The following is a 23,159-nucleotide window of genomic DNA, read 5'->3' on the forward strand; positions in this document are numbered from 1 at the left end:
CGACCGCCCCACGTCCTTCATCTCAGAAACCGCACCGCCATGACCGATCACATGATGCGCCTTGCCGGCCTCGAGCCGTTCAACGTCACGCCCGGGACGCTCTTCATCAACGTCGGCGAACGCACCAACGTCACCGGCTCGAAGGCGTTCGCACGGATGATCCTCAACGGCCAGTTCGACGAGGCGCTCGCCGTCGCGCGCCAGCAGGTCGAGAACGGCGCGCAGGTGATCGACATCAACATGGACGAGGCGATGCTCGATTCGAAGGCGGCGATGGTGCGCTTCCTGAACCTGATCGCGTCCGAGCCGGACATCGCACGCGTGCCGATCATGATCGACTCGTCGAAGTGGGACGTGATCGAGGCCGGCCTCAAGTGCGTGCAGGGCAAGGCGATCGTGAACTCGATCTCGCTGAAGGAAGGCGAGGACGCGTTCCGTCACCACGCGAACCTGATCCGCCGCTACGGCGCGGCCGCGGTCGTGATGGCGTTCGACGAAACGGGCCAGGCCGACACGTTCAAGCGCAAGACCGAGATCTGCAAGCGCTCGTACGACTTCCTCGTGAACGAAGTCGGCTTCCCGCCGGAAGACATCATCTTCGACCCGAACATCTTCGCGGTCGCGACCGGCATCGAGGAGCACAACAACTACGCGGTCGACTTCATCGAGGCGACCCGCTGGATCAAGCAGAACCTGCCGCACGCGAAGGTGAGCGGCGGCGTGTCGAACGTGTCGTTCTCGTTCCGCGGCAACGACCCGGTGCGCGAGGCGATCCATACCGTGTTCCTGTATCACGCGATCCAGGCCGGGATGGACATGGGCATCGTGAACGCGGGCCAGCTCGGCGTGTACGCCGATCTCGACGCGGAGCTGCGCGAGCGCGTGGAGGACGTGATCCTGAACCGCCGTGAGGATTCCACCGACCGCCTGCTCGAAATCGCCGACAAGTTCAAGGCCGGCGGCGCGAAGAAGGAAGAGAACCTCGAGTGGCGCAATCAGCCGGTCGAGAAACGGCTCTCGCATGCCCTCGTGCACGGCATCACGACCTTCATCGTCGAGGACACCGAAGAAGTGCGCGCGAAGATCGACGCGGCCGGCGGCCGGCCGATCAACGTGATCGAAGGCCCGCTGATGGACGGGATGAACATCGTCGGCGACCTGTTCGGCCAGGGCAAGATGTTCCTGCCGCAGGTCGTGAAGTCCGCGCGCGTGATGAAGCAGGCGGTCGCCCACCTGATCCCGTTCATCGAGGAAGAAAAGCGCCTGCTCGCGGAAGCGGGCGGCGACGTGCGCGCGAAGGGCAAGATCGTGATCGCGACCGTCAAGGGCGACGTGCACGACATCGGCAAGAACATCGTGTCGGTCGTGCTCCAGTGCAACAACTTCGAAGTGGTCAACATGGGCGTGATGGTCCCGTGCAACGAGATCCTCGCGAAGGCGAAGGTCGAAGGCGCGGACATCATCGGGCTGTCGGGCCTCATCACGCCGAGCCTCGAGGAAATGGCGTACGTCGCGTCCGAAATGCAGCGCGACGACTACTTCCGCGTGAAGAAGATTCCGCTCCTGATCGGCGGCGCGACGACGTCGCGCGTGCACACAGCCGTGAAGATCGCGCCGCACTACGAAGGCCCGGTCGTCTACGTGCCGGATGCGTCGCGCTCGGTGTCGGTCGCGTCGAACCTGCTGTCCGACGAAGGCGCGGCGAAGTATCTCGACGAGCTGAAGTCCGACTACGAGCGCATCCGCGACCAGCACGCGAACCGCAAGCAGCAGCCGATGGTCACGCTCGCCGAGGCGCGCGCGAACAAGACCCAGGTCGACTGGGCCGGCTACCGGCCGGTGAAGCCGAAGTTCATCGGCCGCCGCGTGTTCAAGAATTACGACCTGAACGAGCTCGCGAACTACATCGACTGGGGCCCGTTCTTCCAGACCTGGGACCTCGCGGGCCCGTACCCGGCGATCCTGAACGACGAGATCGTCGGCGAATCGGCGCGGCGCGTGTTCTCCGACGCGAAGTCGATGCTCGCGCGCCTGATCCAGGGCCGCTGGCTGACCGCAAACGGCGTGATCGCGCTGCTGCCCGCGAACACCGTCAACGACGACGACATCGAGATCTACAGCGACGAGTCGCGCTCCGACGTGCTGCTCACGTGGCGCAACCTGCGCCAGCAGAGCGTGCGCCCGGTGGTCGACGGCGTGATGCGGCCGAACCGCTCGCTCGCCGATTTCATCGCGCCGAAGGAATCGGGCGTCGCCGACTACATCGGGATGTTCGCGGTCACGGCCGGCCTCGGTGTCGACGTGAAGGAGAAGCAGTTCGAAGCGGACCACGACGACTACAGCGCGATCATGCTGAAGGCGCTCGCCGACCGTTTCGCGGAAGCGCTCGCGGAAGCGATGCACGCACGCGTGCGGCGCGAGCTGTGGGGCTACGCGAGCGGCGAGACGCTCGACAACGACGCGCTGATCGCGGAAAAGTACGCGGGCATCCGCCCGGCGCCCGGCTACCCGGCCTGCCCCGACCACCTCGTGAAACGCGACATGTTCGACGTGCTGCACGCGGACGAAATCGGCATGAGCGTGACGGATTCGCTGGCGATGCTGCCGGCGGCGAGCGTGTCGGGCTTCTACCTCGCGCATCCGGACACCCGCTATTTCTCGGTCGGCAAAATCGGGCAGGATCAGCTCGAGGACTACGCGCGGCGCATGGCGCTGTCGCTCGACGACGCCCGCCGCGCGCTCGCGCCGCAGCTCTGATCGACGCGAACGGGCGGCCCGGCCGCCTTTTGATCAGACAAAATAAAAAGCCCGCTCGAAAGCGGGCTTTTTTCCTGTCTGGCGAACCTTTCGATCCGCCCGGCAAGGACGCTCAGAAACCCCAGTGCACGTCGGCCTCGGCGGCCTTCGCCTCGCGCAGCATCGTCAGGAACGGCGCGACGCGCTGGGCCAGGCTCGGCGGCACTTCATGGTGCGCGTGGTCGGCTTCGTCCTCGTGGAAATGGCCGGCATGCTCGGCGCGCGCCTGCTTCGCCTGCGCAACCGCGCCTTCCAGCTTTTCGATCGCGTGGTCCAGTTCGTCGTGCGTAATCACGCCGCGCTCGCCCAGCTGCTTGCCGACGACACCCAGCACGAAAACCGCGAAATCCTTCAGCACGTCGAGATCCTGTGCCGCCTTGCTCTTGAACGTAATCATGACAATTCCCTTTTCATCTTGTTGTGCCTGCGCGGCGAAGTTGGGGAAGCCGGCCGACCGGCGTCCGGCCTCGCGGACGCGGGCCGCCTGATCGGCATATTAGCACCTGTTAAAATTCTGCGATCCCTGAAACGCGCGCTTAAAAAGCACGCCGGCGGCCCGACATTTCCGGCCGCCACCAACGAAGCCTTCTACCAGCATGCTGCCAGCACACAAACAGACCCTCGAAGCCCTGCTCGCGGATAGCGTCAAGCAGGTCGCACTCGCGCTGAAAGGCGCCGACGCGGCATTCGTCGCCCCGACCATCACGCTGGAGCGCCCGAAGGTCGCCGCGCACGGCGACGTCGCGTGCAACGTCGCGATGCAGCTCGCGAAGCCGCTGGGCGCGAACCCGCGCCAGCTCGCCGAGCAGATCGTCGCCGCACTCACCGCGCAGCCGGCCGCGCAAGGCCTCGTCGAAGCCGCCGAGATCGCAGGGCCCGGCTTCATCAACCTGCGCCTGTCGGCCGCCGCGAAACAGGCGGTGATCGCCGCCGTGTTCGATCAGGGCCGCGCGTTCGGCACGTCGGATCGCGAGAAAGGCAAGCAGGTGCTGCTCGAATTCGTGTCGGCCAATCCGACCGGCCCGCTGCACGTCGGCCACGGCCGCCAGGCCGCGCTCGGCGACGTGCTCGCGAACGTGATCGCGAGCCAGGGCTACGCGGTGCACCGCGAGTTCTACTACAACGACGCGGGCGTGCAGATCGGCAACCTCGCGATCTCGACGCAGGCGCGCGCCCGCGGCCTGAAGCCGGGCGACGCGGGCTGGCCGGAAGCCGCGTACAACGGCGAGTACATCGCCGACATCGCGCGCGACTACCTGAACGGCGAAACGGTCGCCGCATCGGACGGCGAGCCGGTCAAGGGTGCGGGTGACGTCGAGGATCTCGACGCGATCCGCAAGTTCGCGGTCACGTATCTGCGTCGCGAGCAGGACATGGACCTGCAGGCGTTCGGCGTGAAGTTCGACCAGTACTACCTCGAGTCGTCGCTGTACAGCGAAGGCCGCGTCGAGAAGACGGTCGACGCGCTGATCAAGGCCGGCATGACCTACGAGCAGGACGGTGCGCTGTGGCTGCGCACGACCGACGAAGGCGACGACAAGGATCGCGTGATGCGCAAGTCGGACGGCACGTACACGTACTTCGTGCCGGACGTCGCGTACCACGTGACGAAGTGGGAGCGCGGCTTCACGAAGGTGATCAACATCCAGGGTTCGGACCACCACGGCACGATCGCGCGCGTGCGCGCCGGCCTGCAGGGGCTGCACATCGGGATCCCGAAGGGCTATCCCGACTACGTGCTGCACAAGATGGTCACCGTGATGCGCGACGGCCAGGAAGTGAAGATCTCGAAGCGCGCGGGCAGCTACGTGACGGTGCGCGACCTGATCGAATGGTCGGGCGGCGCGGCGGCGGGCCAGGAAGCGGCGCCCGACCTGATCGACGAGGCGACCATCACGCGCGGCCGCGACGCGGTGCGTTTCTTCCTGATCTCGCGCAAGGCCGACACCGAGTTCGTGTTCGACATCGACCTCGCGCTGAAACAGAACGACGAGAACCCGGTCTATTACGTCCAGTACGCGCATGCGCGGATCTGCTCGGTGCTCAACGAACTGAAGTCGCGCTACAACGTCGACGTCGCGCAACTGCCGGGCGCCGACCTGTCGCAGCTGACCAGCGCGCAAGCGGCATCGCTGATGCAGAAGCTGGCCGAGTACCCGGACATGCTCACGCATGCGGCGAACGAACTGGCGCCGCACGCGGTCGCGTTCTACCTGCGCGATCTCGCTGGCGAATTCCACTCGTTCTACAATGCGGAGCGCGTGCTGGTCGACGACGAAGCGCCGCGCAATGCGCGCGCCGCACTGCTCGCCGCGACCCGGCAGGTGCTGGAGAACGGCCTGGCGGTACTCGGCGTATCCGCGCCCGCCAAGATGTAAGGATGTCCGCGCGGCCCCGAACCGGGCCGCGAATGGCTGCGGCGGCAGCGCCCGTCGTCGGATGCCCGCCGCCGGATGCCCGTCGCCGGATGCTCGTCGCCGGATGCCCGCCGCCGGATGCCCGCCGCCGGATGCCCGTCGCCGGATGCCCGTCGCAGCCTTTTCACGATTCTTTTTGCAGGTGACTCAAGCAATGGCACAACCACGCCGCACTTCGAAACAATCGAAACAAGCCGGAGGGACATTTCTTGGAATCGTGCTGGGCCTGATCGTCGGCCTCGCGATCGCCGTGGTGGTGGCGCTCTACATCACGCGTTCGCCGTCGCCGTTCGTGTCGAAGGTCGCGCCGCCGCCGGCCGACAACGGCGCGAGCCAGCCGCAGCAGTTCGACCCGAACCGCGCGCTGCAGGGCAAGACGCCCGGCCAGCCGGTGCCGCAGGCCGCGCAGCCCGCACCGCCGAACACCGCGCCCGGCCAGGCCGCGAACCAGACCCAGGGCGGCGGCCTGCTGCCCGAGCCGCAGATCGTCGAAGTGCCGCCGTCGGGTAACACGAACGGCGCCACCGGCTCGAGCAACACCACCGCGTCGAACAATCCGTCGTCGGGCAACGGCGTCGCCGTCGCACCGAAGCCGGCCGACACCACACCGCCGCCGAAGAAGACGCAACAGGCGCAGCAACAGCAGCAAGGCGGCGAGGACGACCTCGCACGCTTCGCCGCGCAGAAGCAGGCGCAGCAGGCCGCCGCGCAAAAGCAGCAACAGCAGCAGGCCGCGAACACGCCGAAGCCGACGTCGTCGGCCACGGCCGCGGCGGCAGCGAAGCCGCCGACCGCGAACGACGCGAACACCGGCTACTTCCTGCAGGTCGGCGCGTACAAGACGGAAGGCGATGCCGAGCAGCAGCGTGCGCGTCTCGGCTTCCAGGGCTTCGAATCGAAGGTGTCGAAGCGCGACGTCAGCGGCGTGACCTATTTCCGCGTGCGCGTCGGCCCGTTCTCGAAGTTCGAGGATATGAACTCGGCCCGTCAGCGCCTGTCCGATGCAGGTGTCGACACGGCGGTGATCCGCTTCACGAAGCAGTAAGCAGCCGGCCGCACCCACGCAGAACCCGTTACGTTACGTTTCGTAACCCGAGCAACTGATTCGACGTCCACAACATGAAAAAACTGCTTAGCACGCTCCTTCTGTCCCTCGGCCTGGCTGCCGGCCTGGCCCAGGCATCGCCCGCCGCGCCGGTGTCCGGCAAGGACTTCGAGGTGATGAAGTCGCCGCAGCCGGTGTCCGCGCCGGCCGGCAAGGTCGAGGTGATCGAGTTCTTCTGGTACGGCTGCCCGCACTGCTACGAGTTCGAGCCGACGATCGAGGCCTGGGTGAAGAAACAGGGCAACAACATCGACTTCAAGCGCGTGCCGGTCGCTTTCCGCGACGATTTCCTCCCGCACTCGAAGCTGTTCTATGCGGTGTCCGCGCTCGGCATCTCCGAGAAGGTCACGCCGGCGATCTTCAACGCGATCCACAAGCAGAAGAACTACCTGCTGACGCCGCAGGCGCAGGCCGACTTCCTGGCGACGCAGGGCGTCGACAAGAAGAAGTTCATGGACGCGTACAACTCGTTCAGCGTGCAGGGCGAGGTGAACCAGTCGGCCAAGCTGCTGAAGGACTACGCAATCGACGGCGTGCCGACGGTCATCGTCCAGGGCAAGTACAAGACGGGCCCGGCTTACACGAACAGCATCCCGGGTACCGCCCAGGTGCTCGACTTCCTCGTGAAGCAGGTTCAGGACAAGAAGCTCTGATCCCCGCCCGCGCGCCGGCATGACTACTCCGCTGAAGGTCTTCATCACCGGCGCGTCGAGCGGCCTCGGCCTCGCGATGGCCGAGGAATACGCCCGCCAGGGCGCCACGCTCGCGCTCGTCGCGCGACGCACCGATGCACTCGATGCGTTCGCGCGGCGTTTCCCGAAGCTGTCCATCTCCGTCTATTCCGCCGACGTGCGCGACGCCGATGCGCTCGCGACGGCCGCCGCGTCGTTCATCGCCGCGCACGGCTGCCCCGACGTCGTGATCGCGAACGCGGGCATCAGCCAGGGCGCCGTCACGGGCCAGGGCGATCTCGCGGCGTTCCGCGACGTGATGGACATCAACTACTACGGGATGGTCGCGACGTTCGAGCCGTTCGTCGGCCCGATGACAGCCGCGCGCCACGGCACGCTGGTCGGCGTCGCGAGCGTCGCCGGCGTGCGCGGGCTGCCCGGCTCCGGCGCGTACAGCGCGTCGAAATCGGCCGCGATCAAGTATCTCGAGGCGCTGCGCGTCGAGCTGCGCCCGGCCGGCGTCGGTGTCGTGACGATCGCGCCCGGCTACATTCGCACACCGATGACCGCGCACAACCCGTACCGGATGCCATTCCTGATGGACGCCGACCGCTTCGCCGCGCACGCGGCGCACGCGATCGCCCGGCAGCACGCGTTCCGTGTGATCCCGTGGCAAATGGGTGTCGTCGCGAAGGTGCTGCACGTGCTGCCGCGCTGGCTGTACGACCGCCTGTTCGAAAAGGCGCCGCGCAAGCCGAAGGCCGGCGCGCACTGACGGTCCGCCGAGGCGGCCCGTGCGATGCATGCCGGGCCGTATCGCTGCGCTGAGGTATTGACGCTGCGGTTTTGCGACACCTTCCCCGCGGCGTCTTCACCGCGTCCGCCGCGTGCTTCGACGCGCCTTCTCCGCCTTCTCCGCCTTCTCCGCCTTCCCCGCCTTCCCCGCCTTCCCCGCCTTCCCCGCCGCCCGGCTCTCCCGCCCCTCCCGACATCCGTCGCCTGCGCCGCACCTTTCGCCGCATCAACACCCGTTCCGTCGCGAACGCAGCGGTTTTTCGGTCAATTCGCCGCGTTCCGGCGCCTTTTTTCACGCGTCGCGCGCTTTGACGGTATGCTATTCGCCAGCCGCGCCGGCACCGCCCGCTTCCTGGCCGCGCCTGCCTCCGTCATCCAGCGAAAAACACAAGCCACGTGGGAGATCCTATGCACGTCAAGCTGTTCGCCGCGGCCGCCGTCGCCGCCGCCCTTGTCGCCCCCGGCCTCGCCGCCGCCAAGCCGCTGACCGTCTGCACGGAATCGAGCCCGGACGGCTTCGACGTCGTGCAGTACAACTCGCTCGTCACGACCAACGCATCGGCCGACGTGATCTTCAACACGCTCGTGTCCTACGACGAAGCCGCGAAGAAGGTCGTGCCCGCACTCGCCGACAAATGGGAAGCGAGTGCCGACGGCCTCACGTACACGTTCCACCTGCGCCCGAACGTCGCGTTCCAGACCACCGACTATTTCAAGCCGGGCCGCCCGCTCAATGCGGACGACGTCGTGTTCACGTTCACGCGGATGCTCGACGATGCGAATCCGTGGCACAAGGTGGCCGGCGCGAGCGGCTTCCCGCACGCGCAGTCGATGGGCCTCGTGAAGCTCGTGAAGTCGGTCACGAAGGTCGACGACGGCACGGTGAAGTTCGTGCTGAACGAGCCGAATGCGACGTTCGTGCCGATCCTGACGATGGGCTTCGCGTCGATCTACTCGGCCGAATACGCGGACCAGTTGCTGAAGGCAGGCAAACAGGCCGACCTGAATGCGAAGCCGGTCGGCACCGGCCCGTTCGTGCTGAAGAGCTATACGAAGGACGCGCTGATCCGTTACGACGCGAATCCGACGTACTGGGGCACGAAGCCGAAGGTCGACCGGCTGATCTATGCGATCACGCCCGACCCGTCGGTGCGCCTGCAGAAGGTGAAGGCCGGCGAATGCCAGATCGCGCTGTCGCCGAAGCCGCAGGACGTACTCGCCGCGAAGGGCGAAAGCGCGCTGAAGGTCGTGCAGACGCCCGCGTTCATGACCGCGTTCGTCGCGCTGAACACGCAGAAGAAGCCGCTCGACAACGACAAGGTGCGCGAGGCGCTGAATCTCGCGTTCGACCGCGCGACCTACCTGAAGGTCGTGTTCGACAATACCGCGACAGCCGCGAACAACCCGTATCCGCCGAACACGTGGAGCTATGCGAAGGACGTCGCGCCGTATGCGTACGATCCCGCGAAGGCGAAACAGTTGCTCGCGCAGGCCGGCTTCCCGAACGGCTTCTCGACGACCATCTGGACGCGCCCGACCGGCAGCGTGCTGAACCCGAACCCGAAGGTCGGCGCGGAACTGCTGCAGGCCGACCTCGCGAAGATCGGCGTGAAGGCCGAAGTCAAGGTGATCGAATGGGGCGAGCTGATCAAGCAGGCGAAGCTCGGCCAGCATGACATGCTCTTCATGGGCTGGGCCGGCGACAACGGCGATCCGGACAACTATCTGTCGCCGCTGTTCAGCTGCAACGCGGTGAAGTCGGGCATCAACTTCGCGCGCTTCTGCGATGCGCAGCTCGACAAGCTGATCGCCGACGGCAAGTCGACCGCCGATCAGGCCAAGCGCGCGAAGCTGTACGAAAGCGCGCAGAAGATCATCCACGACCAGGCGCTGTGGATCCCGCTCGGCTACCCGACCGCGGCCGCGCTCACGCGCACGAACGTGAGCGGCTATCGCGTGAGCCCGTTCGGGCGGCAGAACTTCACGACGGTCGCCGTGCAGTAACCGTGCGTGGCGCGCAAGCGACGGCATGCACGCCGCTCGCTTGCCGCCCGCGCGCCGCGCTTGCTACACTTCGCGCCTGTTCCTCATACCGGACGCCAGCCAAAGTGAACAACTAAGCCTTCCCGAAATGTTTTCGCCGCCCGTGCCACGCACGCCGCGCGCGAAGGTCTTCACGCATTTTTGGAGGTGCTCATGGCTGCAGCCACGCCCACCGGCGCGCTCGTCGCGCTTCATCAGGTTTCCTTCCGCTTCGACGACGGCGTCACGCTGTTCGATTCGCTCGACCTTTCCATCGACCGCACGCCGACCGGCATCGTCGGCCGCAACGGCGTCGGCAAGAGCCTGCTCGCGCAATTGATCGCGGGCCGCCGCGCGCCGAGCGCGGGTGCCATCGAGCGGCATACGCAGGTCGTCTACGTCGCGCAGCAGCACGACCACGACGACACGGCGGCCGCCCCGCAAACCGTCGCGCAAATCGCCGCGCTCGATGCGCCGCTCGGCGCGCTCGCGCGTCTCGCCGACGGCCGCGCGGCGCCGCACGACTTCGACCTGATCGGCGATCGCTGGGATCTCGCGGAGCGGCTGCGCACGGCACTCGACGCGGCCGGCCTGCACGACGTCCGCGCCGACACGCTCGCGCATGCGCTGAGCGGCGGCCAGCTCGCGCGCGTCGCGCTGATCGGCGCGCTGCTGTCGGGCGCGGGCCTGCTCGTGCTCGACGAACCGACCAACCATCTCGACGCACCGGGCCGGGCGTGGCTGCGCGCGGCGCTCGACGGCTGGCGCGGCGGGGTCGTCATCGTGAGCCACGACCGGGCGCTGCTCGGCGGCGTGCAACGCATCGTCGAGCTGACGCCGCACGGCGCGCGCTCGTACGGCGGCAACTACGCGCTCTACCGCGCGCAGCGCGACGCGCAACGGGAAGCCGCGCAAGCGGTGCTCGACCATGCGCGCACCGAGCGCGGGCGCGTGCGACGCAGGCTCGAACAGGAACACGACACGATCCAGCGCCACGCGGCCGCGTCGCTGCGCGACGCGAAGACGGCCAACCTGTCGTCGGGAGCGAAACAGAGCCGCAAGGGTGCGGCACGCAACATCATGGGACAGGTCCGACGCCATCAGGACGATTTCAAGGCGACGCTCGACGAACGCGTGCAGCAGGCAGCCGCGCACGTCGAAGCCGATGCGCCCGTGCTCGTGTCGCTGCCGGGCACCGAGGTCAGCGCGCGCCGCCAGCTGTTTACGCTCGAACGCGCGCAACTGCCGTGGCGCGTCGCGGGCGACGCCGACGAGATCACGTGGTCGGCGAGCGGCGCCGTGCGCATCGCGCTGACGGGCCCGAACGGCTGCGGCAAGTCGACGTTGCTGAGGATGCTCGCGGGCGAGCTCGCGCCGCGCTCGGGCACCTGCACGACGCACGTGAGCGCCGCGTATCTCGACCAGCGGCTCGCGCTGCTGGACCTGGAGCGCTCGATCGTCGAGCAGTTGAGCCTGCTCGATACGCCGCTTGCCGAAGGCGAGCTGCGCAGCCGTCTCGCGCTGCTGCAGCTCGACGCGGCGCGCGCGACGCAGCCGGCGCGCCAGCTGAGCGGCGGCGAGCGACTGAAGGCCGCGCTCGCGTGCGCGTTGTGGCGCGGCACGCCCGCGCAACTGCTGCTGCTCGACGAACCGACCAACCATCTCGATCTCGAATCGGTGCGCGCGATCGAAGCGGCGCTGGCCGGCTTTCCGGGTGCAATCGTGGTCGCGTCGCACGACGCCGCGTTTCTCGCGGCGCTCGAACCGACGCACACGATGGAATGGCGGCGCGACGGGTGGCGCTACGAACCCGTCGCGTAAGGAGAACGAAGCGGCCTCAGTTGGCGGTGCGGAACCGCAGCACGCCGTCGTCGCCCTGCTCGCGCACGAGTTCCCCCGCGAGCCACAGCAGGTTCAAATGCGCGAGCGCCTCGCCGAGCGCGAACGTCATCTGGTGGATGTCGAGCTCGCGGCGACGGAACATGATCGGCACGATGTCGGCCGCGCTCATCGGCTGCTCCGCGCAGGCGACGCGCACTTCGGCCAGGCGCGCATCGTGGTGCTCGCGCAATTGCGCGATGCGCGTGCGCACGCCGCGGAACGGCTTGCCGTGCGACGGCAGCACGAGCGTGTCGGGCGCCATCGTCTCGTAGCGGCCGAGCGATTCGAGATACAACGCGAGCGGATTCCCTTCCGGTTCGAGGTCGAACACCGACACGTTCGTCGAGATGCGCGGCAGCACCATGTCGCCGGAGATCAGCACGCCGTCCGCTTCACTGTGGAGCGCGCAATGTTCAGGCGAATGACCGAAGCCGGTGACGACGCGCCACGTGCGCGCGCCGATCGCGACCGCGTCGCCTTCGCGCAGGCGCCGGTAGCGCGGCGGCACGGCCGGCACGAGATCCGAGTAATAGCTGCGGCGGTTGCGCAGCTTGTCGAGCGCGGCCGGATCGGTCAGCCCATGGCGCGCGAAATGATCGGCGGCGGCCGCGCCGCCCGCGTTCGAGCCATTGCCGGCCGCCATCAGGCAACCGAACATGTATTCGCCGAGCGTCATCCACAGCCGCACGTTCCAGCGCCCCTTGTCGCCGCCTTCGCACAGCCAGTTCGCGAGGCCGAAGTGATCGGGGTGGCAGTGCGTGACGAGCACGCGCAGCACGGGCAGGCCGTCGAGATGCGTGTCGAAGATCTGCTCCCAGTGCGTACGGATCGCGTCCGACGCGATCCCGCAATCGACGATCGTCCAGCCGGCCTGCCCGTCGATCTCGTCGCGCAGCAGCCAGAGATTGATGTGATCGAGCGAGAACGGCAGCGGCATGCGCAGCCAGCGCACGCCGGGCGCGACCTCGAACGTGTCGCCCGGGGCGGGCAGCGTATCGGCGAAGGGGTAGTCGAGTTGGTGTTCCAGGGCGTTCATCGGTGGGGCGTCTCGTCGTTATCGGTGCGAATGCGCGCCGGCGGCAGGCACGGCGGGTGGTGCGTCGATTCTATCGCCGTCGCGCGAAACGCGTGCCCCGGCGGCCGTCGGGCGGTCAAAAAAGTTCGTGTCAGAATCGGTTCCGTACCCGTATCTTTACGCGAAGATGCACCGAACTACACCCAACGGCGATCAACACGCCGATTGACGACCGTTCGCGCGTCACCCCAAAAATCATTGAAACGCCGACTTGGGCGCTAAAATGGCGGGTGCTTACCGTCCCTCCCGAACGAGCCTGCACGCGATGAATCACTTCCCCAAACTGCTGTCGTCGCAGATCGGTTTCGACGTCGCGCAGACGATGCTCGAATACTTCGATCGCCATTACCGGATCTTCCGCGAAGCGGCGGTCGAGGCGAAGACGCTGTACGAGCGCGGCGACTGGCACGGGCTGCAGCGGCTCGCGCGCGAGCGGATCACGTCGTACGACGATCGCGTGAAGGAATGCGTCGAGGTGCTGGAAGACGAATACGACGCGGAGAACATCGACGACGAAGTGTGGCAGCAGATCAAGCTGCACTACATCGGACTGCTCACGTCGCACCGCCAGCCCGAGTGCGCGGAAACCTTCTTCAATTCGGTGTGCTGCAAGATCCTGCACCGCTCGTATTTCAGCAACGATTTCATCTTCGTGCGCCCGGCGATCTCGACCGAGTATCTGGAGAACGACGAGCCGGCCGCGAAGCCGACCTACCGCGCGTACTACCCGGGCACCGACGGGCTCGCGGTCACGCTCGAGCGCATCGTCACGAACTTCCAGCTCGAGCCGGCGTTCGAGGATCTCACGCGCGACATCGGCTGCGTGATGCAGGCGATCGACGATGAATTCGGCCGCTTCGACGAAGCGCCGAATTTCCAGATCCACGTGCTGTCGTCGCTGTTCTTCCGCAACAAGAGCGCGTACATCGTCGGCCGCATCATCAACGCCGACCGCGTGCTGCCGTTCGCGGTGCCGATCCGCCACGTGCGCCCGGGCCTGCTCGCGCTCGACACCGTGCTGCTGCGCCGCGACCTGCTGCAGATCATCTTCAGCTTCTCGCACTCGTATTTCCTCGTCGACATGGGCGTGCCGTCCGCGTACGTGGAGTTCCTCTGCACGATCATGCCCGGCAAGCCGAAGGCCGAGATCTACACGTCGGTCGGGCTGCAGAAGCAGGGCAAGAACCTGTTCTACCGCGACCTGCTGCACCATCTGTCGCATTCGAGCGACCGCTTCATCATCGCGCCCGGGATCAAGGGTCTCGTGATGCTCGTGTTCACGCTGCCGTCGTTCCCGTACGTGTTCAAGATCATCAAGGATCACTTCCCGCCGCCGAAGGACACGACGCGCGCGCAGATCATGGAGAAGTACCAGCTCGTGAAGCGCCACGACCGCCTCGGGCGGATGGCCGACACGCTCGAGTATTCGAGCGTCGCGCTGCCCCTCGCACGGCTCGATCACGCGCTCGTGCGCGAACTCGAGAAGGAAGTGCCGTCGCTGCTCGAATACGAGGGCGACGATCTCGTGATCAAGCACCTGTATATCGAGCGCCGGATGGTTCCGCTCAACCTGTACCTGCAGAACGGCACCGACGCGGACGTCGAGCACGGTGTGAAGGAATACGGCAACGCGGTGAAGGAGCTGATGAAGGCCAACATCTTTCCGGGCGACATGCTGTACAAGAACTTCGGCGTCACACGCCACGGCCGCGTCGTGTTCTACGACTACGACGAGATCGAGTACCTGACCGACTGCAACGTGCGGCGCGTGCCGCCGCCGCGCAACGAGGAAGACGAGCTGTCCGGCGAACCGTGGTATACCGTCGGCCCGCACGACATCTTTCCGGAAACCTACGGGCCGTTCCTGCTCGGCGATCCGCGCGTGCGCAGCGTCTTCATGAAGCATCACGCGGACTTTTTCGATCCCGCGCTGTGGCAGGCGAGCAAGGACAAGCTGCTGCAGGGCGAATTGCCCGATTTTTATCCGTACGACGCCGCGCTGCGCTTTTGCGTGCGCTACCCCGCGCGCTTCGGCGCGACGAACGACGGCGAAGGCGACGCACAGCGCGCCGCCTGACGCCGGCAACACCGAATCCAATATCGACCCGATTTCCGCCAACGGAAGCCACCCGATGACTATCCAAGACAATCCGCTTTCCCATCTGTTCGACAACAACGATGCCTGGGTCAAACGCCAGCTCGCCGACGATCCCGATTTCTTCGCACGGCTCGCCGACCAGCAGGCGCCGGAATATCTGTGGATCGGCTGCTCGGATTCGCGCGTGCCGGCCAACCAGATCATCGGCCTGCCGCCGGGCGAAGTGTTCGTGCACCGCAATATCGCAAACGTCGTCGTGCACAGCGATCTGAACTGCCTGTCGGTGATCCAGTTCGCGGTCGACATCCTGCGCGTGAAGCACATCATGGTCGTCGGCCACTACGGCTGCTCGGGCGTGAACGCAGCGCTGCACAACCGTCGTGTCGGCCTCGCGGACAACTGGCTGCATCACGTGCAGGACGTGCGCGAGCGCCATGCGGCGCTGCTCGACGAATGGCCGGTCGGCGAAGCGCGGTACCGCCGCCTGATCGAGCTGAATTCGATCGAGCAGGTCGTCAACGTGTGCCGCACGACGATCGTCAACGACGCATGGGCACGCGGCCAGTCGCTCACCGTGCACGGGCTTGTGTACGGCGTGCACGACGGCCGGATGCGCAACCTCGGGATGGCCGTGTCGAACTTCGACGCGCTCGACGAAACCTACAGGCGCTGCGTGGCGGCGCTGACCGCACGCGGCCAGCATGCGCCCGACAACGACATGGTCGCGGCGGACGCCGCACGGCTCGACGGCGTCGCGCAGGCGGTCGCCGCCACGCTGAAGCCGTGCGGCGACGCACAGTGAAGTGATGCGCCAGCCGCCTGCCGGCGGCTGCCCCGCGAGCGCGACACGCATCGAACGGATCTGACACCGGCACTGCCTCGGCGGCGCCAACCCAAGGAGCGACGGGCATGAAAACCGTATTGATCGTCGGTGCATCGCGCGGCCTCGGCCGCGAATTCGTCCGGCAATACCGGCGCGACGGCTGGAACGTGATCGCGACCGCGCGCGACGCGGCGTCGCTCGACGCGTTGCGCGCGCTCGGCGCGCAGCCGCATGCGCTCGACATCGCGCAGCCCGAGCAGATCGCGGCGCTCGGCTGGAAGCTCGACGGCGAGCGGCTCGATGCGGCCGTGCTCGTGTCGGGCGTGTACGGACCGCGCACCGAAGGCGTCGAGACGATCACCGCCGAGGATTTCGACGCGGTGATGCATACGAACGTGCGCGGGCCGATGCAGTTGCTGCCGATCGTACTGCCGCTCGTCGAGGACGCGCGCGGCGTGCTGGCCGTCGTGTCGAGCCGGATGGGCAGCATCGCCGAAGCGACCGGCACGACTGGCTGGCTGTACCGCGCGAGCAAGGCCGCGCTGAACGACGCGTTGCGCATCGCGTCGCTGCAGACGCGCCATGCCGCGTGCATTTCGCTGCATCCGGGCTGGGTGCGCACCGACATGGGCGGCGCGCAAGCCGCGATCGATCCGGAAACGAGCGTGACCGGCATGCGTCGCGTCATCGCCGAATCCGGCTCGGACGTGTCTCAGGCGAACGGCCGGTTCTTCCAGTACGACGGCATCGAGCTCAGCTGGTGAGCGGCGCCGGCAACCGAGCGTTGTTAATTCATATTTCGCATGATTTCGAACCGACCTGACGCATGCCCGTGCGGCGGCGCGTCGCCCGCGCCCGCCGGCAAAGCGCCGGCGCCCCGCTATGCGGCCTGCTGCGGCCGCTTCATCGACGGCGGCGAAGCCGCCCCCACCGCACTCGAATTGATGCGCTCGCGGTACAGCGCGTACGTGCTCGGCGCGACCGCTTACCTGCGCGCGACGTGGGCCGCGCGCACCTGCCCGTCCGACCTCGACACCGACCCGGAAGCACCGGACGCGCCGCGCTGGCTGGGCCTCGCGGTCAAACGCCACGTGCCGCTCGACGACCGGCATGCGGAGGTCGAATTCGTGGCCCGCTACAAGGTCGGCGGACGCGCGTACCGGCTCCACGAGACGAGCCGATTCGAGCGCGACGAGCAGGGATTCTGGCGCTATGTCGACGGCGAAGTAAGTGAACGCTGACAAATAGTTGCCATGTCAGACGCCGGGTAATTCCCGCATTGCACAACCTGATTTTGTCGGGCTACGATGGCCTCGAATTGGTCATGTTGCATGGCAGGGCTTACGGATGGCGTTCAGCAAGGTATTGGTGGGATGGATGGCGGCCTGTGCGCTGTCGGCCGCTCAGGCCGGTACGCTGACGAGCGCCACGACGGGTGCAGGCACCAGCGGCTCGCTCGCCCACGCCGAGCACTTCGACTACGCCGACTCGAACCTGCCGCAGGTCACCGCCGACCTCAACGAACAGATCCTTCGCATTCCGGCCGACGCGTCGGGCGCCGCCACGCTCGAGGCGACGCTTTTCAAGCCGAACGGCCCCGGCCCGTTCCCGCTCGTCGTCTTCAACCACGGCAAAAATACCGGCGATCTCCATCTGCAGCCACGCAGCCGGCCGCTCGCGTTCGCGCGCGAATTCGTGCGCCGCGGCTATGCGGTGATCGCGCCGAATCGCCAGGGCTTCGCCGGGTCGGACGGCACGTACCAGCAGGAAGGCTGCAACGTCGGCAAGAACGGCCTCGCGCAGGCCGCCGACGTCGATGCGACGGTGCGCTACATGTCGCGCCAGCCGTACGTCGATGCGTCGCGCATCGTCGTCGCCGGCACGTCGCACGGCGGCCTCGTGTCGATCGCATACGGCACCGAAGCCGCAGCGGGCGTGCGCGGCATCATCAACTTCTCCGGCGGGCTGCGCCAGGACCTGTGCGACGGCTGGCAGCACAACCTCGTCGACGCGTTCGATCAGTACGGCGCGCATACCGCCGTGCGGTCGCTCTGGCTGTACGGCGACAACGACTCGGTGTGGACGCCCGCGCTCGTCGCGCAGATGCACGACGCATACGTGTCGCACGGCACGCAGGCCCAGTTCATCGATTTCGGCCGCTACAAGGACGACGCGCACCGGCTGATCGTCGATCGCGACGGCGTGCCCGTGTGGTGGCCGGCCGTGCACGCATTCCTCGCCGAACTGAACCTGCCGACCGCGGTGCGCTATGCCGTCGCGGACCCGCACGAGCCGAAGGCCACCGGCTATGCGTCGATCGATGCGGTCAACGCGGTGCCCTATGTCGACGAAGCGGGCCGCGAAGGCTATCGCCGCTTCCTGAACCAGCACCCGAGCCGCGCGTTCGCGGTGTCGTCGGAAGGCGCGTGGTCGTGGGCCGAAGGCGGCGACGATCCCATGGCGCTCGCGCTCGACAACTGCGCGAAGCAAGGGGCGGGCGCATGCCGACTGTATGCGGTCAACGACCGCGTCGTGTGGAGCGACAACGCGACGCGGACGGCCGACAACGGCGACGATCACACCCGCGACATCGATACGCGCGCATTGGCTTCGCGCTGACGCGCGGCTGTCGTTCTTCCCGCTTGCAGCCCCCGTCCATCAAGGTCGTCGCGGCGCGCTCTCCCCTTCGTCTAATCAAGCTCACACTGCGTGACGCTCGCTTTTACGAGCAATCGAGTTGAATTCGCGCTGGATTTCGTCCCGTCGTCCGGCCTTGCGCCGCCTCGTCGATCGGACGATCGGACGATCGGACGATCGGCGAAGCAAGATCGCCCCATGTCGCCGCAAACACCGCGCCATCATCGTTCCCCATATTTCTCCACGGCGCCGCGCTCCGTCCCGCGATTTTTTTGTCGGGGGGCGTCACTCGAACGTCGCCATCTGCGCGCATTTCGCCCGATCCGCCGCGTTCCGTCCCGAGCACCGCCGAACTGCGCCGAACTCCCGCCCAGCAAGGCTTTGCGGCGTTTGTAACCGCTAGTGCAACGTCCGGCGGAACACGCTAATCTCTGCGCGTTTCGTGTCCCGCCGCGCGGCATCCCGTCGATGCCGCGCGGCCGTTTTACCCCCGGAGTCGCCTTGAGTACGCCAGCCACCGACGACTGGGTCGCGCGCAGCCTGCGCGCGGTCTGGCATCCCTGCACCCAGATGAAGCATCACGAGCGCCTGCCGCTCGTCCCCGTCGCGCGCGGCGCGGGCGTGTGGCTGTACGACCGTGACGGCCGCCGCTACTTCGACGCGATCAGTTCGTGGTGGGTCAACCTGTTCGGCCATGCGAACCCGGACATCAACGCGGCGCTGAAGGACCAGCTCGACACGCTCGAGCACGCGATGCTCGCCGGCTGCACGCACGAACCGGCGATCGAACTCGCCGAACGGCTGCATGCGCTCACCGCGCGCACGCTCGGCCATGCGTTCTTCGCGTCGGACGGCGCGTCGGCCGTCGAGATCGCGCTGAAGATGAGCTTCCACGCGTGGCGCAACCGCGGCCGCGCGAACAAGCAGGAATTCGTCTGCGTCGCGAACAGCTATCACGGCGAGACGATCGGCGCGCTCGGCGTGACCGACGTCGCGCTGTTCAAGGATGCGTACGACCCGCTGATCCGCCACGCGCACGTCGTCGCGTCACCCGATGCGCGCGGCGCGCAGCCTGGCGAGACGGCCGCCGACGTCGCGGGCCGCGCGCTCGCGGACGTGCGGCGCCTGTTCGTCGAGCGCGGCGACCGGATCGCCGCGCTGATCGTCGAGCCGCTCGTGCAGTGCGCGGCCGGCATGGCGATGCACGATCCGTCGTACGTGTGCGAGCTGCGCGCGCTGTGCGACGAATTCGGCGTGCACCTGATCGCCGACGAGATCGCGGTCGGCTGCGGCCGCACGGGCACCTTCTTCGCATGCGAGCAGGCCGGCGTCTGGCCCGATTTCATGTGCCTGTCGAAAGGCATCAGCGGCGGCTACCTGCCGCTGTCGCTCGTGCTCACGCGCGACGACGTGTTCGCGGCGTTCTACGACGACGACACCACGCGCGGCTTCCTGCACTCGCATTCGTACACGGGCAACCCGCTCGCGTGCCGCGCGGCCGTTGCAACGCTCGATCTGTTCGCGCGCGACGACGTGCTCGCGAGCAACGCGCGCAAATCGGCGACGCTGCGCGCGGCGCTCGCGCCGCTCGACGCGCATCCGCACGTGCGCCACCTGCGCGAGCGCGGCACGCTGTTCGCCTTCGACGTCGCGCTCGACGGCGACGCGGCACGCGGCTTCTCGCGGCGCTTCTTCGAGCAGGCGCTCGCGCGCGAGCTGCTGCTGCGCCCGATCGGCACGACCGTGTACCTGATGCCGCCGTACGTGATGAGCGACGACGACGTCACATGGCTCGCGCAGCGCACGCGCGACACGCTCGACGCCACGCTGGAGGACCTCGGTCGATGAGCCTGCTCGACACCCTGCAACGCGGCCTCGCCGACCTCGACGCCCAAGGGCTGCGCCGCGTGCGCCGCATCGCCGACACCGCGTGCGACGCGCGCATGACCGTGAACGGCCGCGAGATCGTCGGCTTCGCGAGCAACGACTACCTCGGCCTCGCCGCGCATCCGGCGCTCGTCGCCGCGCTCGGCGAAGGCGCGCAGCGCTACGGCGCCGGCAGCGGCGGCTCGCACCTGCTCGGCGGGCATTCGCGCGCGCATGCCCGACTCGAGGACGAACTCGCGGGTTTCGCGGGCGGCTTCTCCGATGCGCCGCGCGCGCTGTACTTCAGCACCGGCTACATGGCGAACCTCGCGGCGATGACGGCGCTCGCCGGCAAGGGCGCGACGATCTTTTCCGACGCACTGAACCACGCCTCGCTGATCGACGGCATGCGGCTGTCGCGCGCGAACGTGCAGGTCTATCCGCACGCCGATACGGCCGCGCTCGCTGCGCTGCTCGACGCGTCGGACGCCGAAACGAAGCTGATCGTCAGCGATACCGTGTTCAGCATGGATGGCGATCTCGCCCCGCTCGCCGAACTCGTCGCGCTGGCCGAACGCCACGGCGCGTGGCTCGTCGTCGACGACGCGCACGGCTTCGGCGTGCTCGGCCCGCAGGGCCGCGGCGCGCTCGCGGCCGCCGCACTGCGTTCGCCGCATCTCGTGTACGTCGGCACGCTCGGCAAGGCGGCCGGCGTTGCCGGCGCCTTCGTGATCGCGCACGAGACCGTGATCGAATGGCTGATCCAGCGCGCACGCAGCTACATCTTCACGACCGCCGCGCCGCCGGCCGTCGCGCATGCGGTATCGGCCAGCCTGAAGGTGATCGCGGGCGACGAAGGCGACGCGCGCCGCGCGCACCTCGCCGCGCTGATCGAGCGCACGCGCGCGCTGCTGCACAACACGCGCTGGCAGCCGGTCGATTCGCACACGGCCGTGCAGCCGCTCGTGATCGGCAGCAACGACGCGACGCTCGCGGCGATGCGCGCGCTCGACGCGCACGGCCTGTGGGTGCCCGCGATCCGGCCGCCGACGGTGCCGGCCGGCACGTCGCGGCTGCGCGTGTCGCTGTCGGCCGCGCATTCGTTCGACGATCTTGCGCGGCTCGAAGCCGCGTTGATCGAAGCCAGCGAGGCAGCCGCATGAGCACCGCCCCGCTTTCCGTCTTCGTCACCGGCACCGACACCGAGATCGGCAAGACCTTCGTCTCGGCCGCGATGCTGCACGGCTTCGCGCGGCACGGCCTGCGCACGGCCGCGCTGAAGCCGGTCGCGGCCGGCGCGTACGAACGCGACGGCGTGTGGCGCAACGAGGATGCGGACCAGCTCGACGCCGCCGCGAACGTCGTGCTGCCGCCCGAGCTGCGCACGCCGTTCCTGCTGAAAGCGCCGGCCGCACCGCACATCGTCGCCGCGCGGGAAGGCGTGACGCTCGACCTCGACACGATCGTCGCGTGCCATCGCGAAGCGCTGACGCGCGCGGACGTCGTCGTCGTCGAAGGCGTCGGCGGTTTTCGCGTGCCGTTGAACGACACGCAGGACACCGCCGATCTCGCGGTCGCGCTCGGCCTGCCCGTCGTGCTCGTCGTCGGTGTCCGGCTCGGCTGCATCAGCCACGCGCTGCTGACGGCCGATGCGATTCGCCAGCGCGGCCTCACGCTCGCGGGCTGGGTCGCCAACCACGTCGACCCGGCCATGTCGTTCGCCGACGAGAACGTCGCGACGATCCGCGACTGGCTCGCGCGCGAGCACCGTGCGCCGCTCCTCGGCCGCATCGCGCACATGACGCCGGCCGCCCCCGAATCCGCCGCGACGATGCTCGACATCGCCGCGCTCGTCGAGTCGCTGCGCGCCGCGCGGCATTGACCAACCGATCCCCCAAATTCCGCCCAGGACAGGAAACCGAAATGACCCAAGCCCAGACCGCCGCCGTGCAACCCGACGCGATTCCCGTGGCTGCACCGGCCCCGCAACGCTGGCGCGTCGCCGACGTCGTCGCGCTGTTCGAGCTGCCGTTCAACGACCTGATGTTCCGCGCGCAGCAGGTGCATCGCGAGCATTTCGACGCGAACGCGGTACAGCTGTCGACGCTGCTGTCGATCAAGACGGGCGGCTGCGAGGAAGATTGCGGCTACTGTTCGCAGTCGTCGCATCACGACACGGGCCTGAAGGCCGAGAAGCTGATGGACGTCGACACGGTGCTCGACGCCGCGCGCGCGGCGAAGGCGAACGGCGCCAGCCGCTTCTGCATGGGCGCCGCGTGGCGCAACCCGAAGGAGCGCCACATGCCGGCGCTGACCGAAATGGTGCGCGGCGTGAAGGAACTCGGCCTCGAGACCTGCATGACGCTCGGCATGCTCGAGGACGAACAGGCGCAGCAGCTCGCCAGCGCGGGCCTCGACTACTACAACCACAACCTCGACACGTCGCCGGAGTTCTACGGCCAGGTGATCTCGACGCGCACGTACCAGGATCGTCTCGACACGCTCGACCGCGTGCGCGACGCGGGCATCAACGTGTGCTGCGGCGGCATCATCGGGATGGGCGAATCGCGCCGCGAGCGCGCGGGCCTGATCTCGCAGCTCGCGAACCTGAACCCGTATCCGGAATCGGTGCCGATCAATAACCTCGTCGCGATCGAAGGCACGCCGCTCGAAGGCACCGCGCCGCTCGATCCGTTCGAATTCGTGCGCACGATCGCGGTCGCGCGCATCACGATGCCGAAGGCGGTCGTGCGTCTGTCGGCCGGTCGCGAGCAGCTCGACGACGCGATGCAGGCGATGTGCTTCCTCGCCGGTGCGAACTCGATGTTCTACGGCGACCAGCTGCTGACGACGAGCAACCCGCAGACGCAGCGCGACCGTGCGCTGTTCGAGCGCCTCGGAATTCGCGCGAGCCAGGCCGATGCGCTGGCGGAGAGCGTGTAAGCACACGGCAAGTTCACGCGTTGCAAAAAA

At 67.7% G+C, this 23,159-nt stretch carries 18 protein-coding genes; 16 read left to right on the forward strand and 2 right to left on the reverse strand.

What is annotated here, in order from left to right; genetic code table 11:
• The first annotated feature begins 39 nt into the window (after positions 1 to 39).
• Complete coding sequence (gene metH, locus CFB46_RS02710; protein WP_179235020.1) at positions 40 to 2,757, forward strand: methionine synthase; 2,718 nt, start codon at positions 40 to 42, stop codon at positions 2,755 to 2,757.
• 112 nt (positions 2,758 to 2,869) lie between these two features.
• Here metH and CFB46_RS02715 read toward each other — a convergent pair whose 3' ends face one another.
• The gene (locus tag CFB46_RS02715) at positions 2,870 to 3,193 is read right to left on the reverse strand and encodes a DUF1840 domain-containing protein (protein WP_027785570.1); all 324 of its coding nucleotides are present in this window, start codon (positions 3,191 to 3,193) and stop codon (positions 2,870 to 2,872) included.
• A 199-nt stretch (positions 3,194 to 3,392) separates the two neighbouring features.
• Between CFB46_RS02715 and argS the strand changes: the two genes are divergently transcribed.
• The 6 genes from argS to CFB46_RS02745 all read left to right on the forward strand — a co-directional run bounded on the left by argS (position 3,393) and on the right by CFB46_RS02745 (position 11,627).
• Positions 3,393 to 5,174 carry an arginine--tRNA ligase gene (argS, locus tag CFB46_RS02720; RefSeq protein ID WP_027785571.1) on the forward strand — a complete coding sequence of 594 codons (1,782 nt, stop codon included), beginning with the start codon at positions 3,393 to 3,395 and terminating at the stop codon, positions 5,172 to 5,174.
• Between the two features lie 193 nt (positions 5,175 to 5,367).
• Positions 5,368 to 6,258 (forward strand): SPOR domain-containing protein, encoded by an 891-nt coding sequence (locus tag CFB46_RS02725; RefSeq protein WP_089499216.1) that lies wholly within the window; start codon positions 5,368 to 5,370, stop codon positions 6,256 to 6,258.
• 74 nt (positions 6,259 to 6,332) lie between these two features.
• A complete protein-coding gene (locus CFB46_RS02730; protein ID WP_089499217.1) occupies positions 6,333 to 6,971 on the forward strand; it encodes a thiol:disulfide interchange protein DsbA/DsbL in 639 nt (212 codons plus the stop codon).
• A gap of 19 nt (positions 6,972 to 6,990) precedes the next feature.
• Positions 6,991 to 7,764, forward strand: coding sequence for an SDR family oxidoreductase (locus CFB46_RS02735; protein ID WP_089499218.1), 774 nt, complete (start codon positions 6,991 to 6,993; stop codon positions 7,762 to 7,764).
• 428 nt (positions 7,765 to 8,192) lie between these two features.
• The gene (locus CFB46_RS02740; RefSeq protein ID WP_089499219.1) at positions 8,193 to 9,788 is read left to right on the forward strand and encodes an ABC transporter substrate-binding protein; all 1,596 of its coding nucleotides are present in this window, start codon (positions 8,193 to 8,195) and stop codon (positions 9,786 to 9,788) included.
• A 192-nt stretch (positions 9,789 to 9,980) separates the two neighbouring features.
• Positions 9,981 to 11,627 carry an ABC-F family ATP-binding cassette domain-containing protein gene (locus CFB46_RS02745; protein WP_089499220.1) on the forward strand — a complete coding sequence of 549 codons (1,647 nt, stop codon included), beginning with the start codon at positions 9,981 to 9,983 and terminating at the stop codon, positions 11,625 to 11,627.
• A gap of 16 nt (positions 11,628 to 11,643) precedes the next feature.
• Here the strand turns inward: CFB46_RS02745 and CFB46_RS02750 are convergent, their stop codons facing one another.
• Positions 11,644 to 12,723, reverse strand: coding sequence for an MBL fold metallo-hydrolase (locus tag CFB46_RS02750; protein WP_089499221.1), 1,080 nt, complete (start codon positions 12,721 to 12,723; stop codon positions 11,644 to 11,646).
• A 304-nt stretch (positions 12,724 to 13,027) separates the two neighbouring features.
• On the opposite strand from CFB46_RS02750, the gene aceK reads away from it, so the two are divergent.
• The 9 genes from aceK (at position 13,028) to bioB (ending at position 23,129) form a co-directional block, all read left to right on the forward strand.
• A complete protein-coding gene (gene aceK, locus CFB46_RS02760) occupies positions 13,028 to 14,839 on the forward strand; it encodes a bifunctional isocitrate dehydrogenase kinase/phosphatase (protein WP_027785578.1) in 1,812 nt (603 codons plus the stop codon).
• Between the two features lie 55 nt (positions 14,840 to 14,894).
• Positions 14,895 to 15,662, forward strand: a complete 768-nt coding sequence (can, locus tag CFB46_RS02765; protein WP_089499223.1) for a carbonate dehydratase — start codon at positions 14,895 to 14,897, stop codon at positions 15,660 to 15,662.
• Positions 15,663 to 15,769: 107 nt separating this feature from the next.
• Positions 15,770 to 16,447: an SDR family oxidoreductase gene (locus tag CFB46_RS02770; protein ID WP_027785580.1), complete on the forward strand. Its 678-nt coding sequence runs from the start codon at positions 15,770 to 15,772 to the stop codon at positions 16,445 to 16,447.
• Between the two features lie 39 nt (positions 16,448 to 16,486).
• Entirely contained in the window at positions 16,487 to 16,924 is a 438-nt protein-coding gene (locus CFB46_RS02775; protein ID WP_089499224.1) for a YchJ family protein, read from the forward strand.
• Positions 16,925 to 17,030: 106 nt separating this feature from the next.
• Entirely contained in the window at positions 17,031 to 18,302 is a 1,272-nt protein-coding gene (locus CFB46_RS02780; RefSeq protein WP_089499225.1) for a dienelactone hydrolase family protein, read from the forward strand.
• A gap of 519 nt (positions 18,303 to 18,821) precedes the next feature.
• Positions 18,822 to 20,168, forward strand: a complete 1,347-nt coding sequence (gene bioA, locus CFB46_RS02785) for an adenosylmethionine--8-amino-7-oxononanoate transaminase (protein ID WP_179235022.1) — start codon at positions 18,822 to 18,824, stop codon at positions 20,166 to 20,168.
• Entirely contained in the window at positions 20,165 to 21,349 is a 1,185-nt protein-coding gene (gene bioF, locus CFB46_RS02790) for an 8-amino-7-oxononanoate synthase (RefSeq protein WP_089499227.1), read from the forward strand. The genes bioA and bioF overlap by 4 nt, the downstream gene beginning before the upstream one ends.
• Positions 21,346 to 22,068, forward strand: a complete 723-nt coding sequence (gene bioD, locus CFB46_RS02795) for a dethiobiotin synthase (RefSeq protein WP_089499228.1) — start codon at positions 21,346 to 21,348, stop codon at positions 22,066 to 22,068. The genes bioF and bioD overlap by 4 nt, the downstream gene beginning before the upstream one ends.
• Before the next feature lie 41 nt (positions 22,069 to 22,109).
• Complete coding sequence (gene bioB, locus CFB46_RS02800; protein WP_027785586.1) at positions 22,110 to 23,129, forward strand: biotin synthase BioB; 1,020 nt, start codon at positions 22,110 to 22,112, stop codon at positions 23,127 to 23,129.
• Positions 23,130 to 23,159 lie beyond the last annotated feature (30 nt).

Source organism: Burkholderia sp. HI2761 (genome assembly GCF_002223355.1).
In the GTDB taxonomy this organism is placed as follows: Bacteria; Pseudomonadota; Gammaproteobacteria; order Burkholderiales; family Burkholderiaceae; genus Burkholderia.

Bases quoted from the DNA above. Each gene is read 5' to 3' on its own strand.
- CFB46_RS02775 (WP_089499224.1), top strand. From the start codon at position 16,487: ATGATTTCGAACCGACCTGACGCATGCCCGTGCGGCGGCGCGTCGCCC.
- CFB46_RS02740 (WP_089499219.1), top strand. From the start codon at position 8,193: ATGCACGTCAAGCTGTTCGCCGCGGCCGCCGTCGCCGCCGCCCTTGTC.
- bioF (WP_089499227.1), top strand. From the start codon at position 20,165: ATGAGCCTGCTCGACACCCTGCAACGCGGCCTCGCCGACCTCGACGCC.
- CFB46_RS02770 (WP_027785580.1), top strand. From the start codon at position 15,770: ATGAAAACCGTATTGATCGTCGGTGCATCGCGCGGCCTCGGCCGCGAA.
- bioD (WP_089499228.1), top strand. From the start codon at position 21,346: ATGAGCACCGCCCCGCTTTCCGTCTTCGTCACCGGCACCGACACCGAG.
- CFB46_RS02725 (WP_089499216.1), top strand. From the start codon at position 5,368: ATGGCACAACCACGCCGCACTTCGAAACAATCGAAACAAGCCGGAGGG.
- CFB46_RS02745 (WP_089499220.1), top strand. From the start codon at position 9,981: ATGGCTGCAGCCACGCCCACCGGCGCGCTCGTCGCGCTTCATCAGGTT.
- CFB46_RS02730 (WP_089499217.1), top strand. From the start codon at position 6,333: ATGAAAAAACTGCTTAGCACGCTCCTTCTGTCCCTCGGCCTGGCTGCC.
- CFB46_RS02780 (WP_089499225.1), top strand. From the start codon at position 17,031: ATGGCGTTCAGCAAGGTATTGGTGGGATGGATGGCGGCCTGTGCGCTG.
- metH (WP_179235020.1), top strand. From the start codon at position 40: ATGACCGATCACATGATGCGCCTTGCCGGCCTCGAGCCGTTCAACGTC.
- bioB (WP_027785586.1), top strand. From the start codon at position 22,110: ATGACCCAAGCCCAGACCGCCGCCGTGCAACCCGACGCGATTCCCGTG.
- CFB46_RS02750 (WP_089499221.1), bottom strand. From the start codon at position 12,723: ATGAACGCCCTGGAACACCAACTCGACTACCCCTTCGCCGATACGCTG.
- CFB46_RS02735 (WP_089499218.1), top strand. From the start codon at position 6,991: ATGACTACTCCGCTGAAGGTCTTCATCACCGGCGCGTCGAGCGGCCTC.
- argS (WP_027785571.1), top strand. From the start codon at position 3,393: ATGCTGCCAGCACACAAACAGACCCTCGAAGCCCTGCTCGCGGATAGC.
- can (WP_089499223.1), top strand. From the start codon at position 14,895: ATGACTATCCAAGACAATCCGCTTTCCCATCTGTTCGACAACAACGAT.
- aceK (WP_027785578.1), top strand. From the start codon at position 13,028: ATGAATCACTTCCCCAAACTGCTGTCGTCGCAGATCGGTTTCGACGTC.
- CFB46_RS02715 (WP_027785570.1), bottom strand. From the start codon at position 3,193: ATGATTACGTTCAAGAGCAAGGCGGCACAGGATCTCGACGTGCTGAAG.